The sequence below is a fragment of the Tenacibaculum sp. TC6 genome, assembly GCF_050606265.1.
Classification (GTDB): Bacteria; Bacteroidota; Bacteroidia; order Flavobacteriales; family Flavobacteriaceae; genus Polaribacter.
This window is the reverse complement of sequence record NZ_JBOCUK010000032.1, coordinates 14,987-31,799: the sequence shown is the minus strand read 5'-3', so window position 1 is coordinate 31,799 and position 16,813 is coordinate 14,987. Positions and strand designations below refer to the sequence as shown.

Sequence of the window (16,813 nt, the reverse complement as noted above, 5' to 3'; positions counted from 1 at the left end):
TCTTATACTTTACGGTGCAATTATTGCTTTTTGTGTTGATGGGGTTTAATGAGTTTTATGACTCCTCATCAATACTATCAATTAAAATAGTTAACATGTCAATTGCTGCTTGTGCAATTTTGGTACCCGGGCCAAATACTCCCACAGCACCTGCGTCAAAAAGGAATTGATAGTCTTGTGCCGGAATTACACCTCCAACAATTACCATAATATCCTCTCTACCATATTTTTTAAGTTCTTCAATTACTTGGGGAACCAGCGTTTTATGACCGGCAGCTAATGAAGATATTCCTAGAATATGTACGTCGTTTTCAATGGCTTGTTTGGTAGCTTCTTGCGGGGTTTGAAAAAGGGGGCCAATATCCACATCAAAGCCTAAATCGGCATACCCGGTAGCTACTACTTTGGCGCCTCTATCGTGACCGTCTTGCCCCAATTTGGCAATCATAATTCTAGGTCTACGTCCTTCTAATTCTGCAAATTTATCAGCTAGTTCTGTTGCTTTTTTAAATAGCGCATCATCTTTTATTTCTTTACTATACACGCCTGAAATGGTTTTATGTACTGCTTTGTGGCGACCAAATACTTTTTCTAAAGCGTCAGAAATTTCTCCTAAAGAGGCTCTGTTTCTGGCTGCTTTAACAGCTAAATCGAGCAGGTTTCCGTTAGCTGTTTTAGCACATTCTGTTAAATTGGCTAAAGCACTTTCTACAGCTTCTTGATTTCTGTTGGCTTTAAGTTCTTGTAGCCTTTTTATTTGAGATTGTCTTACGGCTTCATTGTCAACTTCTAAGATGTGTAGCGGGTCTTCTTCTGCTAATTGATATTTGTTTACCCCTACAATAATGTCTTGACTACTGTCAATTTTAGCTTGTTTTTTAGCGGCAGCTTCTTCAATACGCATCTTAGGAATTCCTTTTTCAATGGCTTTGGTCATTCCGCCTAATTCTTCTACTTCCTGAATTAGTTTCCAAGCTTTGTTTGCTATTTCTTCTGTGAGTTCTTCTACATAATAACTTCCTGCCCAAGGGTCTACTGTTTTGGTTATATAGGTTTCTTCTTGCAAGTATATTTGTGTATTACGTGCTATACGTGCAGAAAAATCTGTAGGTAAGGCTATGGCTTCATCTAGTGCGTTGGTGTGTAAACTTTGTGTGCCTCCAAAAGCTGCTGCCATGGCTTCAATAGTTGTGCGGGCTACATTGTTAAAGGGATCTTGTTCTGTTAAACTCCATCCGCTGGTTTGACAATGGGTACGCAAAGCCAATGATTTGTCGTTTTTAGGGTTAAACTGTTTAACCATTTTTGCCCATAACATTCTTCCAGCTCTCATTTTGGCTATTTCCATAAAGTGGTTCATGCCAATAGCCCAAAAGAAGGACAGGCGAGGAGCAAACGTATCAATATCCATACCTGCTTCAATTCCTTTTCTGATGTATTCTAGTCCGTCAGCTAAGGTATAGGCTAGTTCAATTTCAGGTGTGGCACCGGCTTCTTGCATGTGGTATCCGGAAATGGAAATTGAGTTGAATTTAGGCATGTTGTTACTGGTATATTCAAATATATCAGCAATTATTTTCATTGAGGGAGTTGGTGGGTAAATATAGGTATTACGCACCATAAACTCTTTTAGGATGTCATTTTGAATGGTTCCTGATAATAATTCGGGAGCGATTCCTTGTTCTTCAGCTGCAACAATGTAGAAAGCTAGAATAGGTAGAACGGCTCCGTTCATAGTCATGGAAACCGACATTTTATCAAGTGGAATTTGGTCAAATAACACTTTCATATCTTCTACAGAGTCTATGGCTACTCCCGCTTTTCCAACATCTCCCTGTACTCTTTCATGGTCTGAATCATACCCTCTGTGGGTAGCTAAGTCGAAAGCAACTGATAGTCCTTTTTGTCCTGCGGCAAGGTTTCTTCTGTAAAACGCATTACTTTCTTCTGCGGTAGAAAATCCTGCGTATTGACGTATGGTCCAAGGTCTTCTAACATACATAGTTGAATAAGGTCCTCTAAGGTTTGGGGCTATTCCGGCAACAAAGTTTTCGTGAGGAAAATGAGTGGCTTCCTGTTTTTGTTCTTTGATTCGGATGTTGGATATATCTTTTCTACTCATGTCGTAAGCGTTCTTGTTCAAGCTTTTCTGCTAATCGTTTTTGAATTATAGGTTGAATCAGTGTTTTTTGATTACGAATTGGCATGAATGCATCAATTTCTAATTGATTTTTCATTTTGTCATTTTCGTTTTGAATTTTGTTCGTGCCAAGCAGGATTAGTTTTCCGGTGTCAAACTGTTCTTGTTCTTTGCTTGCTGATTCTATTATTTTTCGTTGAATGATTCCTTCTTTTAGTTGTTTTAGAAATCCTCCTCCTTTTTCAATTTGTTTAAAAACGTTTAGGGCTTGTTGTGCTAGTTGTTCTGTTAATGATTCGATATAATAAGAACCGTCTGCAATATGTTGAGCTTCGCCTAGCTCACTTTCTTGTTGTAGTATTAATAGTTGGTTTCTTGATATACGTTCTCCAAATTCATTAGGTTTATGGAAAATTTTATCATAAGAATTGTTTGTTATAGTATTGGCTCCTCCTAAAATGGCACTCATGCATTCTGAAGTTGTTCGTAGCATGTTTACATTGTAATCGTAGAGTGTTTTGTTACGTAGGCTTGGTTGTGCAAATATGTGTGCTGTTGTGTTTTCTACTTCGTATTCATTTAAAAGGGCAGTCCATAGTATTCTAAAGGCTCTCAGTTTGGCTATTTCAAAAAAGTAGTTGCTTCCTACAGAAAAATTAAAGTGTATGTTACTGGCAACTTCTTTTCCAAAGTGATTCAGGTATTCGTTTGCATGGGCAAGTGCATAGGCTAATTGTTGTATAGTGTTTGCTCCTGCATTTTGATAGATATTGGCGTTTACAGCAATTGAATGGTGTGTGTGTTTAATTATGGATTCTAATTCTTTGTAATCAGAAGCCATATTTTGATACCAATTACCACTACTGGCTAGATGGCCAATGCTATCAATATTAAAAAAACAAGTATCTGAGTTAAGGTGTTTGGCTAATTCAATAACAAATTCTGAAGCTAAAAAATTAAGTTTAAAATAGAGAGTTGCTTTTTGAAGATTGTTATTGGTTAGTAGTTTTTTATAATCGAAAGGTTTGTTGGCTATAAATTCAATACTGTTTGCGCCTCTTTGTAAGCTGTCTATTGCAAAAGAACTTGCCTCTTCTTCATTTTCAATGGTAATTGATTGGCAAATATTGAATCCTTTTTTTGAAAGGTTAATCTGTTGATAGGTTCTGTCTTCTATTGTGTAGAAGGGTTTAACGGTAATTCCTTCATTGGTTTTCCATAGCAAAGTTTCGTTATAGTCTGCACCCTTTAAATCTGCTTGGATTTTGTTTTTCCATGCTAGAGGTGTTACTTCTTGAAATTCGTTAAATAAATAATTTTCCATTATTTTTTTATGGTATCAAATTCAATTATGTAAATATCTTCATTTTCTTTTTTCATCAAGTATTTTTCTCGGGCGTATCTTTCTAATTCTAAAGAATCTTTTAGTTTTTCTATGGTTTCTTTATCGTTAGCAATTTTTTGTTTATGATACTCAATCCATGTTTCAAGTTCTTCAATTTCTTTGTTGAACTCTCTGTGGGTAAGGTAAGAATTTTCGTCTAAAAAGAGCATCCATATTACAAACACGGTTAAAATAATAACATATAGGTTGGTTATTATTTTAAAAGAGGGTTTGTTTTTTATTGACTTTAAGTTCATTATAAGCGATCATTGATTACCGTTCTAACTATATCAATAGCTACTTTATTATGTCCGCCACCAGGAATAATTATATCTGCATAATTCTTGGTTGGTTCAATGAATTGTTGGTGCATTGGTTTTAGGGTGTCTTGGTATCTGTTTAATACTTCATCAACATCTCTACCGCGCTCTTTAATATCTCTGCGAACTCTTCTTATAAGTCGTTCATCTGCATCTGCATGTACAAAGACTTTTATGTCGCATAAATCACGTAATTCTTTGCTGTTAAAGATAAGAATACCTTCAACAATAATAACTTTTCTGGGGTGAGTTTTTATGGTGTCTTTGGTTCTGTTATGTGCAACGAATGAATATACGGGTTGCTCTATAATTTTTCCGCTTTTTAAAGCTGTTAAATGTTTAACTAATAAGTCGAAGTCAATGGCTCGGGGATGGTCAAAGTTTATTTTTGTTCTTTCCTCGTATGTTAGGTTGTCGGTTTTACAATAGTAAGAGTCTTGAGATATTACACAAACTTCATCAGCCAACTCATTAATTATTTGATTTACTACAGTTGTTTTGCCGCTTCCTGTTCCTCCAGCAATACCAATAACAAAAATATTTTTCATTTAAATTTTTACGTGATTTTGGTTAACAAATTTAGAAAAAATAGTGCATAAAAAAAGTGCTAACAAATCTGTTAGCACTTTTTGTTTTGAGCCGATAGAGGGACTCGAACCCACGACCTGCTGATTACAAATCAGCTGCTCTAGCCAGCTGAGCTATATCGGCGTTTGCTTCAAAAGCGTGGCAAATATATATTATTTTTTAATATTGAAAAAAACTTTTTTTATTTTTTTTATTGGGTAGTAAGGGGTTTTGTTTTATGGGTTTTATAATCAGTGTTTTATTGGTTTAATTTTTTTGTAAAATTGATAGGATCTAAGGAGTTTTAGCATGCTGTTTTTACATTTTTGACTGTTTTTATTCAAGGAACGAATGCTAATTTCTTCATTTTGGTTGATACTAACAATGGTATGTCCGTTTGGAAAGTAAATTTTTAGTATGTTTTGATGCTCTTCTTTAAAAAATAAATCAAATTCTCCTTGTAACCAGTTTGAGAATTCATTGAAAAAGAAAAAAGAGGATTCTTCTGAAAAATGAATAGAAAAAAAAGGTTGGTTATATCTTAAGTAGGAGAGTGTGGTTTCTTCTTGAGATGTAAGTTTATAGGGGAGCATAATTTATACTTTGAAATATATTTTCTTTTTGAATAGGTAATAGCTTAAAAAAATATAGAAAGTAACCACACATAGTGCATAACTAAACGAGGCTAATTTTATAGTGCCTATATGAATAAAAAATGTATTAAATAACCAGGAATGAATCGTTTGGGTTTCATTTATTTTTATCAGATAAAATGATTTGGCTATTATCATAGATAAAAAGTAGATTGTTATTGCGTTTTTACTAACATAGGTAAAAATAGGAGTGAAGTTTATTTTTTTTACGTCGTTAAGGTAATAGGTGCCACCTAGTATTAAGGTTGCCCAGCCTGCTGTAACTAATACATAGCTGCTTGTCCATATTGTTTTATTGATAGGAAACCAAATACTCCAAACATATCCAAGAAGCAGTAAGGCAAATGAAAAAGCTATCAGAGAGATTTCTTTTTTATAATTAGTTTTAGCGGTTATTATTTTTCCTGCTATGATGCCTAACAAACTTGTTGCAATTGAAGGAAAAGTGCTGAGAATTCCTTCAGGATCATAAGTTTCTCTCCACATATGTTTTCCTAAAAGATTAATGTCAATGTAATTTGCCCAATTGTTAGTATTGTTATCAAATGAGGGGATATTACCGTTGGGTAGTGTTATAAACCCTGTAACAACAAAATAGCTTACTAAGATAAATGCAATTGTAAGTAATATACTTTTGGTGTTTAGGTTTAAAAAGAGAATAGAAGAGATAAAGAATACGATTCCTATACGTTGTAAAACCCCCGGAATTCTTACTGTTTGTATATCTTGTATAAATGGAAAATAAGGGGTAAAAATATTTATTAAAAGTCCTAATCCTATTAGTTTTAGACTTCTAATTCCAATTTTTTTGTAGGTATTTCTATTAGGCTTTTTGTTTTGATACGCTAAAGCAATTGAAATACCTACAATAAAAAGAAAAAAGGGAAAGATTAAATCAGTTGGTGTTAATCCATGCCATTCTGCGTGTAAAAGAGGAGGATAGACTGCATTCCATGTTCCGGGATTATTAACTAAAATCATGGCGACTATGGTAATTCCTCTTAAGGTATCAACGGATTGTAAGCGTTCCATTTTAGTGAATTATTTTTTTCTTAACCCAAGTTTATGGCCTGAAACAGCATAGTAAAGAATTAAGATATAGCAAGGATAAAGAATCCAATAACTAGTGGTAGAGGCGTTAGCCAATGCTACAGTTTCATCAATTCCTTGGCTAATTAATGATGCTTTTTGACTATCTACCAATCGCCCGTATAAAGGAGGGATTATAGCGCCTCCGGCAATTGCCATAATTAATAAGGCCGAAGCTGTTTTAGTAAATTTACCTAAGCCTTTTAATGTTAACGGCCATACTGCGGGCCAAACCAGTGCATTTGCAATACCTAGTGCAGCAACAAATAAAACGGAGGTAAAACCTGTTGTAAAAATTATACAGGTTGTAAATATGATGCCTAAAACGGCACTTGCTTTTAACGCAAAAGCTTGACTTATAATTTTAGGGATAAGCACAACGCCAAGAGCGTAAGTGGCCACCATAGCCATTAAAGTAAAGGTTGTAAAAAATTTGGCATCAGCTCCCGGTATTCCTAAAGATATTCCGTAAGCAATAATAGTATCTCCGGCAATTACTTCAGCTCCAACATATACAAATAATGCGGCTACTCCAAGCCATAAGTGTGGAAATTGAAAAATGCTGGTTTTTGATACGTGATTATTGTTGTCGCTTTCTTCTGAACTGGCCTCAACGTGAGGTAACGGTGCTTTTCTTATTAAAATACCTAAAATAAATAAAACAGCGGCCATAACTATGTAGGGAGTAACTACGCTGTCTGCCATAGTATTTAATAATTGTTCTTTTTCTGAGCCGTTAACAGTGCTTAATTTTTCTTTGATAGCGTCAATTCCTGAAAGTAAAATAGCTCCAAAAATTAAAGATCCTAACGCACCGGCTACTTTGTTTGCAATTCCCATAATAGCAATGCGTTTGGCAGCACTTTCAATAGGACCTAAAATGGTGATGTATGGATTTGAGGCGGTTTGTAGTAACGTCATTCCCATACCTTGAACAAAGATTCCAAGTAAGAATATCCAGTAGGTTCTTGCTTCTGCTGCAGGAATGAATATTAAAGCTCCTATGGCCATTATAATAAGACCTAAAGACATTCCTTTTTTGTATCCTATTTTATTGATAACATAAGATGAAGGTAAAGCCATTACTACGAATGATATGTATGAGGCAGAGGCTACTAAATACGATTGTGCATCTGTTAATTCGTTTATTGTTTTCATAAACGGAATTAAAGCTCCGTTTATCCAAGTAACAAACCCAAAAATGAAAAATAACCCGGCAATAATAATTATGGGTACAATCATGCTATTGCTGCTTGCAGCTGTTTTAGGAGTTTGAGTCATAGTTTGTTTAGTTTTGTTAATATATAAGGAATAGGTTTAATGATAAGTGATATAAACCTGATTGCCAATATATGTATTTATTAATAATAATGAATTTAATTTTCTACTAGCAACGCCATTTATGTGTTAAACAAAATAAAATTGTAGCTTAACATATTAAAAGTTGGTTGTTTTTAGAATAATTTGTTTGGTGTTATTGATATACTTTCGTCCTATAGGTAATCGTTTGTTGCTTATCTCTATAGAGTTACCTTCTACAGATTTTACCTTGTCTATGGCAATTGTATAGGATCTGTGAATTCGTAAAAAATTGTTTTCAGGAAGTTCTTCGGTAATACTGGTTAATGATTTATGTACAATGTAATTGCTAACAGTTGTACAAACTTTAATATAATCTTTTAAACTTTCTATATATAAAATGTCATCATATTTTACTTTAACCAGCTTTTTATCTACTTTTAAAAAGATATAAGAGTCTTCTGTTGATGGAGTGTTTTTTATATTTTGATCGTTGTGTATGCGTTGTGTTAATTTGTTAATTGATTTTAAAAACCTTGGAAAAGGAACTGGTTTTACCAAATAATCTAAAACATCCAAGTCATAACTTTCAGCAGCAAATTCTCTATAGGCTGTAGTAATAATAACATGAGGTTTTATAGGAATGTTTTTTAAGAAATCAAGTCCGTTCATTTTAGGCATGTTTATGTCTAAAAACAAAACATCAATTTGGTTATTCTCTAATGTAGATAAAGCATCTAAGGGGTTATTAAATGTATCTACAATAGTTATGTTTTGAAACTCTTGTAAATGGTTTTTAATAACGTTTATTGCTAAAGGTTCGTCGTCTATTATAACACAATTAATTTTCACTTTTTTACTTTTTTGTTAAAGGTATTTCTAAGTTAACTGTATATGTACACATATTATTATCTTTAGAAATAGCTAATTTATATTTGTCTTTAAATATTAAATCCAATCTTCTTTTTGTATTGGCATTACCTACACCGCTTTTTAAACTTTTGTTTTTAAAGGTAATATCGGAGGGGTCGTATGTGTTTTTTAAGGTAAAAATTAAACTGTCCTTTTCGGTTTTCTTGAAACTAATATAAATATAAAATTCATTACTGTTTTTATTACCGTGTTTAAAACTATTTTCAATATAAGATAAAAAAATTAAAGGCGGAATTTTTACATTACTGATATCTCCTTTAATATCAATGTCAATTTTAGCATTTTTATGGCATCTTAAAAGCTCTAAGTCTATGTAGTTTTGAATGTAATCAATTTCCTTTAAAAGTTTAACTTTTGGGTCTTTTATATCATATATTACATACTGCATAATATCCGAAAGTTTTAAAACAACCTCAGGTGCCTCATTTGATTTTTCTAGGGTTAAAGCATATAGGTTATTAAGTGTATTAAAGAAAAAGTGGGGTTGTATTTGAGTTTTTAAAAAATTTAATTCACTTTTCAAATGCTCTTTTTTCAACGTGTCTATTCTGTTTCGTTGATTAACCCAGTCCACAGTTAGTTTAATAGCCGTTGCCAAAGCCAATACATACAGTTCACCTAATGATACGGCAATTATATGATTAAAGGTAAACGCTTGTTGAGTGCCTTCTGCTTCAGGCCAAATGTTTTTGGTAACTAAAAAATAGTTTAAACCGGTTCTTATAATATACTGAACACCCAAAGATAGTAATAGTAAAAAAATGTATCTCTTATATTTTTTAGGGAGTAAAAATTTAGGGATAAAGTAATACACATTTGCATATACAAGTATAATGTGTAAAGGAAATTCAACCAGATTAGATTTTAAAGAATACCAATAATCGTCAAAATAGCTTCCCCATCGTATGACATTAAATGTAAAATAACTTAACCAGAAAATAACATGGTACCTTCTTTTAATGGTTCTGTTTGAGTATTTATTTTTTTTAAGATTCAAGTTAAAATCAAATTTAGTAGGTAAATAAAGTCTGAAATTTATAATGTTTTTTGTTGTGAACCAAACATAAAAAAAATGTAAAATGAATAAAAAGATGGTAATCTATAAAAAGAAGTCGTTTATTGTTAATTTGATGTAGTTTGGATATAATTTTTTTTTAACATTTTGATAACTACATAACTTTAAGCAAACAATTAATTAACTTATTCATGAAAAAAAATAAAATTTTACTACTGTTTTGTTTTTCTTTCTTACTAGTTCAGCTAGTTTTAGGACAAGAAAAAACAATAATAGGAGTTGTTACATCAAAATCTGATGGAGGACCTCTTCCGGGGGTAGGGGTAATTATTAAAGGAACATTAAGAGGAACAGAAACTGATTTCGATGGGAAGTACGAAATTAAAACTTCTGTTGGAGATGTTTTACTTTTTACGTATGTAGGAATGAAAACACAATCGGTTATTGTTTCAAATCAAAACACTATTAATGTAGTTTTAGAAGATGATAATGTGCTGGACGAAGTTGTGGTAACAGCACTGGGGATTAAAAAAGAGAAAAAAGCACTTACCTACTCAGCACAAGAAGTTAATGGGGACGAATTAACTAAAGTAAAACAAACAAACCCGGTAAATAGCCTTTCAGGAAAATCTGCCGGTGTAACCATAACAAGAAGTTCTTCGGGGTTAGGAGGAACTGCAAAAGTAGTATTAAGGGGGAATTCTTCAACCACAAACAACGATCCTTTATACGTTATTGATGGAGTACCTATGTTAAATAGCGGAAACGGTTCAAACGGGTCTGAACCCGGAACCGATATTTTTGGTAGCCAAACAGGTAACCGTGACGGGGGAGATGCCATGTCGCTAATCAATCCGGATGATATTGAGTCGATGACCATACTTAAAGGAGCTTCTGCTTCTGCTTTATATGGTAGTCAAGGTGCAAACGGGGTAATTTTAATTACTACTAAGAAAGGTAAAGAAGGTAAGTTAGCTGTAAATTTTTCTTCTAGTTTTACTGTTGATGATGTAATGTCATTACCTAAATTGCAATCAGAGTATATGTCTGCTTCAGTTGGTATGCCTCTTAAAAACCCATTAAATGGTAACGTTCCTTTTTCTAAATCATGGGGAACTAAAACTGAAGGCCTAAGTAACGATGCAAAAGACTTTTTTAACACAGGGTACACTGCTATAAATGCTGTAACGTTGACAGCAGGAAATGCTAAAGCACAAACCTATTTTTCATATGCTAATACTTTAGGAGAGGGAGTGATTCCACAAAACAGATTGGTAAGAAATAATATTACGCTACGAGAAACAGCTAAGTTTTTAAAGGAGAAAATTGATTTTTCAGCAAGTATCAACTTTTCTGATCAAAGAATTTGGAACCGACCAACAAATGGGTTGTATTCAAATCCGTTAACAGGCGTGTATTTACATCCGGTAGGTATTGATAGAGATATTTATAAAAATAAATTTGAGTATTATAATGTTGATAGGGCAATGATGGATCAGTATACTGCTTTTGATTTTGGAGACAGTGAAAATATTGTTCAAAACCCTTATTGGTTAATTCATAGAAATCCAAGTAAAGATGTTGCTCAAAGAATATTGGCTAATATTTCAGCTAAATATCAAATAACTGATGCTTTCTCTTTACAATCAAGGTTAAGCTATGATAAGTCTTTCTTTACGTTTGATAAAAGGCAATATGCCGGAACTGATACTGTAAACTCAGGAGATAATGGTAGGTATATTTTAGAAAAAACAGAAAACACACAACAATATGTTGATTTAATAGCAAATTACTCTAAAAATATTACCGAAGATTTATCGTTTACAGGATTATTAGGTACCAGTTTAACTAAATATGCTATCGGAGATCAAATTTTATTAGATTCAGGTAGAGACGGAAAAGGATTAAATTATCCAAATGTATTTACTATAGCAAACTTTCAAACTACTAATAATATTAGTCAGTCTGTTAGTAATAGAGAGGTGCAATCAGTTTTTGGATCTGTTAATTTGGGGTATAAGAAAATGTTGTTCTTAGACGTAACAGGAAGAACAGACTGGTCTTCTACCTTAGTAAACACAAACTCTACATCTTTCTTCTATCCTTCTGTTGGTTTAACAGGGGTGTTATCAGAGATGTTTACCATGCCAGAAGGTATAAGTTTTGCAAAAGTTAGAGCATCGTATGCAGAGGTAGGTAAAGATATTCCTGTATACGCTACAGTTCCATTAAATTATATCAATGCAACTAATCAGAAAGTGGGTATTGTTCCTTTTGCACCTATTGAAGGAGAGACATTAGAACCGGAAAGACAAAAATCTATTGAATTAGGTACGGAATGGAGATTTATGGGAAATCGTTTAGGATTTGAATTAACCTATTATAATACCAGAACCTTAAATCAAATTTTCTATATTCAAGCACTACCTAATCCTCTTGGGTATTCTCAAAATATTGTAAATGCAGGAGAAATAACAAACTCTGGTATTGAATTAGTAATTGACGGTAAGCCTATTGTAAATGATGATTTTACATGGAAAACTGCTTTAAACTTTGCTAAGAACAAAAATAAGGTGGTTTCTGTTCATCCTGATTTAAGAGAGAATGGAGCAATTATAACTGCAAGAGGTGTAAACGGATATGAATATTCTTTAATAGAAGGAGAAGACTTTGGTAGTATTAGAGCAAGATCTTTAGTTAGAGATGCAAATGGTACGCCTGTAGTTAATTCTTCGGGAACGTTAAAGGGCACAGAATTTAAAACTGTAGCCCATGCACAACCTGATTTCACTTTAGGATGGAATAACATGTTTGATTATAAGGATTTTACATTTAGTTTCTTAATTGATGGAAAATTTGGTGGAGATGTAGTGAGTGTTACTGAAGCTGTTAATGATAAATACGGAGTATCACAAGCTACTGCAGATGCCAGAAATACTAATGGCGGTATGATCAATGTGGTTAATGAGAGCGGAGTTAGCTCGCAAATCACAGCTCAAGATTACTACAATGCTATTGGTGGTAGAGATGGAATGTTAGGAGAGTATGTATATGATGCTACTAACATTAGCTTACGAGAAGTATCAATAGGCTATAAATTGCCAATACAATCAGATTTCTTTGAAAGTGTACGATTTTCTGTTATAGGGAATAACTTGTTCTTTTTTTATAAAGAAGCACCGTTTGATCCTAATATTGCAGCAAGTACCGGGTTAGGCTTACAGGGGGTTGATATTTATAACCAACCATCAACAAGAAGTATTGGGTTTAATGTTAATATTAACTTTTAAGAAATGAAACGAACAATTAAATATATACAGGTATTGATAATTTTGGTGATTATTAACGCGTGTACGGATGATTTTAAAAACATAAATACTAATCCGTATGGTATTTCACAAGAAAGTATAGAGCAGCAGAATAACCATATTGGTTCAAGATTTTCTCCAATGTTTGCCAACATTATAAGAACTGAACCGGCTTGGAACTATCAGTTGCAACAAAACTTAAATGCGGATGTGTTTTCAGGATATATGACAGCTCCAACACCTTTTGCAGGAAATATTAATAATCAAACTTACAGTTTGATTGATGGTTGGAATAATTTTATTTGGAATGATGCTTATGATGCCAATAATGGTAATGGGGTAATGCCGTATGCAAGAGAAATTAAACAACAAGTTACCTTGTCAAACTCACAAGGAGGAGAAAAGTTTATTTATTTGGCTAATGTAATTAAGGTAATGGCTATGCACAGAATATCTGATGTATTTGGTCCTATTCGTTATACAAAGTATGATGATTATGCTACTACAGGAGAATATGATTCTCAAGAAACTGCGTATAATGCTTTTTTTGCTGATTTAGATGAAGCTATTACCGGATTAAAACAATACGAAGGAGATTTACAATTTGTTCCGTTTGACGAATCTAACTTGGAGGGTAATATTGCTGTATGGAGAGCTTTTGCTAACTCATTGCGATTACGCTTAGCCATAAGAGTATCAAAAGTTAATCCTGCTTTAGCAAAAACTCAAGGAGAAAAAGCATTAGCAAGTGATGCAGGTTTTTTAACAAGTAATTTAACTGTAGGAATGGGAGGATTTGCTCACCCATTGGCAACTATTAGCGGAACTTGGGGAGATATTTGTATGAGTGCTGAAATGGAAGCTATTTTAAAAGGATTTAATGATGGAAGAGTTGCTAAATACTTTAAAGCTCCTGCTGATGCCGGTTTAGGTGATTACAAAGGAGTACGTCAAGGAATTGAAATTACTGCTAAATCTCAATATGGAAGTCATTCATTATTAGGGGATGTAGTAGCAAGTGCAAGTCAAAAAACTTGGATGACGGTAGCTGAAATTTATTTCTTAAAAGCAGAAGCATCTCTAAGAGGATGGACAGGTGCCGGTGATGCGCAAACAAATTATGAAGAAGGTGTTAAGGCTTCTTTTGCTCAGCACGGAGTTTCTGGAGCAGATACATATTTAGCTGATAATACAAGTACACCTAATGATTTTGTAGATGCTATTAATGTTGCCAATAACTATACCTATCCAAGTGATGTAAAAATAGCTTACAACGCCGGAGGAACTAATGAAGAACAACTGGAGCAGATTATGACTCAAAAATGGATAGCTATGTTTCCTGACGGACAAGAAGCTTGGAGTGAGTTTAGAAGAACAGGATATCCAAGAGTTTTTCCTGTAGTTGTTAACAATAGCGGAGGAACTATTGATACTAATATTCAAATTAGACGTATCAATTTTGTAGCTAGTGAAAAGAATACTAACGCTGCCAATGTAGATAAAGCTGTGGCCATGTTAAAAGGACCGGATAACGGTGGAACAAGGTTATGGTGGGATACAGGAAACAGTAACTTCTAGTATATTAAACTTTGTTGAAAAATGATCGAGAATGAACGTATACATTCTCGATTGTTTTTAATAGTATTTTATTAGCATTTAGTCGAAAAAAGTAGTAAAGCCTTTACCACTGATCTAATTTTACCCCTAGTAATTCATTTTAAGTTAGAGATTAGTATGATTATGTCAAATTATAAAGAAATAACCTATCAACCGGCAGGTCAGTTTGAGGAAACACGTTTTGAGAAAATTCATAACGTAATTTTTGAAAATTCTCTTGAAGCATCAAAAGTAGTGGCTCAAGAAATAGCAGCGCTTATAAAGTCAAAAGCAACTGCAAAAGAAAAGTGTGTTTTAGGTTTGGCAACAGGGTCGTCACCTATTAAAGTATACGAAGAACTGGTAAGAATGCATAAAGAAGAAGGGTTGAGTTTTGCCAACGTAATCACTTTTAATTTAGATGAGTATTGGCCAATGCAACCGGATGATATTCAGAGTTATCATTATTTTATGCATGAACACTTATTCAATCATATTGATATAATTCCTGAAAATATACATGTGCCGGATGGAACTATTCAACCGGAAGAAGTATATCAGTATTGTGTAGATTATGAAATGAAAATAAAAGAAGCCGGAGGATTGGATTTTCAATTACTAGGTATTGGAAGAACCGGTCATATAGGATTTAATGAACCCGGATCTCATTATAATTCAAGTACCAGAAGCATAACTTTAGATTACATTACCAGAGAAGATGCAGCTTCTAGCTTTTTAGGTTTAGACAATGTTCCCAGAAAAGCAATTACGATGGGAATAAGTACTATTAAAAAAGCGAAAAGAGTTGTATTGTTAGCCTGGGGTGAAGGAAAAGCATTAGTAGTTCAACAAACCATAGAAGGAGAAATAACTTCTCAGGTTCCGGCAACCTATTTACAAGAGCATAATAATGCCACGTTTGTTTTAGATAGAGAAGCAGCATCAGATTTAACCAGAAAAAAAACACCGTGGTTAGTATCATCGTGTGTTTGGACAGAAGAGTTAAAGAAGAAAGCAATTTTTTGGTTAAGTAATACTGTAAATAAGCCAATCTTAAAACTTACGGATAAAGATTATAATGATTACGGAATGGCCGGATTGTTAGTTGAAGAAGGAAGTGCTTATGAACTAAACATTAAAATATTTAACGGGTTACAAAGAACAATTACCGGATGGCCGGGAGGAAAACCCAATGCTGATGATTCAACCAGACCGGAAAGAAGTACGCCGGCAAAAAAACGAGTTATTATTTTTAGCCCACACCCGGATGATGATGTAATTTCTATGGGAGGAACATTTGATAGATTAGTAGAGCAAGGTCATGAAGTTCATATAGCCTATCAAACTTCCGGAAATATTGCAGTATCTGATGAAGATGCTTTGCGATTTGCTGAGGTATCTCAGTTTTTAAGTCCGGATTCAAAAGAAATTAAAAAAGTAATTAACTCTATATTAAAAAAAGGAGCTAGTGAAATTGATTCTGCTGAGGTTAGAAAACTAAAAGGAGAAATACGAAAAGCAGAATCATTAGGAGCTACCAGATATTTAGGAGTTCCGGATGAAAATGTACATTTTTTAAACCTTCCTTTTTATGAAACCGGCAAGGTGAAGAAAAACAATTTATCAAAAGCAGATATTGATATTATGTGTACTTTAATAGAAAAGGTAAAGCCGCACCAAATTTATGCTGCAGGAGATTTAGCAGATCCACACGGGACTCATAAAGTTTGTTTAGACTCACTTTTTGAAGCCTTGGAAGTGCTAAAAGTTAAAAAATACATGAACGATTGTTGGGTATGGCTATATAGAGGAGCTTGGTTTGAATGGCAACCTCATGAAATTGAAATGGCTGTACCAATGAGTCCGGATCAAGTGGTTAAAAAAAGACATGCAATTTTTTACCATCAATCCCAAAAAGATAAAGTAATGTTTCAAGGAAATGATGCTAGAGAATTTTGGGTAAGAGCAGAAGATAGAAATCGATTAACAGCAGAAAAGTATCGCAATTTAGGAATGGCAGATTATGCCGCAATAGAAGCTTTTAAACGATACCATTTCTAATCAATGAAACAATTTTTAAGCGTATTTTTTTTGTTGATTTTATGGAGTTGTAATCGTAAGAATAGTGAATCGGTAATAGTAGGTACTTGGGAATTAGTGTCTGCCAAAACAATTACTAAAGATTCCGTTTTTTCAAGCGTACACCCCAATGAAAGAATGATAAAAATTTTCAATCAAACTCACTTTTCATTTTTAAGACATGATATACACAAGGGTAAAGATTCTTCAGCAGTCTTTGTAGCAGGTGGAGGAAAGTATACCCTTAAAGATACTAATTACACGGAATACTTGGAGTATTTGAATTATAGAGATTGGGAGGGCAAGGTTTTTAATTTTACGGCAACAGTAAAAAAAGATACTTTAGTAATTGAAGGAGTTGAGAAGATAGACGAATTAGGAGTTAATCATAAAATTATTGAAGTTTATAAAAGACTTTAAAAACAGAACA

13 protein-coding genes and 1 tRNA gene are annotated in these 16,813 nt (G+C 33.5%); 4 read left to right on the top strand and 10 right to left on the bottom strand.

Annotated elements, in window-relative coordinates:
* Positions 1-55: 55 nt before the first annotated feature.
* The 10 genes from scpA to ACQY1Q_RS14295 all read right to left on the bottom strand — a co-directional run bounded on the left by scpA (position 56) and on the right by ACQY1Q_RS14295 (position 9,382).
* Positions 56-2,122, bottom strand: coding sequence for a methylmalonyl-CoA mutase (gene scpA / locus ACQY1Q_RS14340; protein WP_431006010.1), 2,067 nt, complete (start codon positions 2,120-2,122; stop codon positions 56-58).
* Positions 2,115-3,464: a methylmalonyl-CoA mutase subunit beta gene (locus ACQY1Q_RS14335; protein WP_431006009.1), complete on the bottom strand. Its 1,350-nt coding sequence runs from the start codon at positions 3,462-3,464 to the stop codon at positions 2,115-2,117. Before ACQY1Q_RS14335 ends, scpA begins: the two co-directional genes overlap by 8 nt.
* Positions 3,464-3,781 carry an FtsB family cell division protein gene (locus ACQY1Q_RS14330; protein WP_431006008.1) on the bottom strand — a complete coding sequence of 106 codons (318 nt, stop codon included), beginning with the start codon at positions 3,779-3,781 and terminating at the stop codon, positions 3,464-3,466. Before ACQY1Q_RS14330 ends, ACQY1Q_RS14335 begins: the two co-directional genes overlap by 1 nt.
* Complete coding sequence (gene udk / locus ACQY1Q_RS14325; RefSeq protein ID WP_431006017.1) at positions 3,781-4,383, bottom strand: uridine kinase; 603 nt, start codon at positions 4,381-4,383, stop codon at positions 3,781-3,783. The genes ACQY1Q_RS14330 and udk overlap by 1 nt, the downstream gene beginning before the upstream one ends.
* Positions 4,384-4,481: 98 nt before the next feature.
* Positions 4,482-4,555, bottom strand: a tRNA-Thr gene (locus tag ACQY1Q_RS14320).
* Between the two features lie 107 nt (positions 4,556-4,662).
* Positions 4,663-5,004 carry a hypothetical protein gene (locus ACQY1Q_RS14315; RefSeq protein ID WP_431006007.1) on the bottom strand — a complete coding sequence of 114 codons (342 nt, stop codon included), beginning with the start codon at positions 5,002-5,004 and terminating at the stop codon, positions 4,663-4,665.
* A gap of 3 nt (positions 5,005-5,007) precedes the next feature.
* The gene (locus ACQY1Q_RS14310; protein WP_431006006.1) at positions 5,008-6,096 is read right to left on the bottom strand and encodes an acyltransferase family protein; all 1,089 of its coding nucleotides are present in this window, start codon (positions 6,094-6,096) and stop codon (positions 5,008-5,010) included.
* 9 nt (positions 6,097-6,105) lie between these two features.
* Complete coding sequence (locus ACQY1Q_RS14305; protein WP_431006005.1) at positions 6,106-7,434, bottom strand: sugar MFS transporter; 1,329 nt, start codon at positions 7,432-7,434, stop codon at positions 6,106-6,108.
* A 156-nt stretch (positions 7,435-7,590) separates the two neighbouring features.
* Positions 7,591-8,304 carry a LytR/AlgR family response regulator transcription factor gene (locus ACQY1Q_RS14300; protein WP_431006004.1) on the bottom strand — a complete coding sequence of 238 codons (714 nt, stop codon included), beginning with the start codon at positions 8,302-8,304 and terminating at the stop codon, positions 7,591-7,593.
* Positions 8,305-8,308: 4 nt separating this feature from the next.
* Complete coding sequence (locus tag ACQY1Q_RS14295; protein WP_431006003.1) at positions 8,309-9,382, bottom strand: sensor histidine kinase; 1,074 nt, start codon at positions 9,380-9,382, stop codon at positions 8,309-8,311.
* Positions 9,383-9,591: 209 nt separating this feature from the next.
* Here ACQY1Q_RS14295 and ACQY1Q_RS14290 point away from each other — a divergent pair, with 209 nt between their 5' ends.
* From ACQY1Q_RS14290 to ACQY1Q_RS14275, 4 genes are all read left to right on the top strand, one after another.
* Positions 9,592-12,690 carry a SusC/RagA family TonB-linked outer membrane protein gene (locus ACQY1Q_RS14290; RefSeq protein ID WP_431006002.1) on the top strand — a complete coding sequence of 1,033 codons (3,099 nt, stop codon included), beginning with the start codon at positions 9,592-9,594 and terminating at the stop codon, positions 12,688-12,690.
* A 3-nt stretch (positions 12,691-12,693) separates the two neighbouring features.
* Positions 12,694-14,286, top strand: coding sequence for a RagB/SusD family nutrient uptake outer membrane protein (locus ACQY1Q_RS14285; RefSeq protein WP_431006001.1), 1,593 nt, complete (start codon positions 12,694-12,696; stop codon positions 14,284-14,286).
* 162 nt (positions 14,287-14,448) lie between these two features.
* On the top strand, positions 14,449-16,365 hold the full coding sequence (gene nagB, locus ACQY1Q_RS14280) for a glucosamine-6-phosphate deaminase (RefSeq protein ID WP_431006000.1): 1,917 nt from the start codon (positions 14,449-14,451) through the stop codon (positions 16,363-16,365).
* A 3-nt stretch (positions 16,366-16,368) separates the two neighbouring features.
* On the top strand, positions 16,369-16,803 hold the full coding sequence (locus tag ACQY1Q_RS14275; protein ID WP_431005999.1) for a hypothetical protein: 435 nt from the start codon (positions 16,369-16,371) through the stop codon (positions 16,801-16,803).
* The last annotated feature ends 10 nt before the right edge of the window (positions 16,804-16,813 follow it).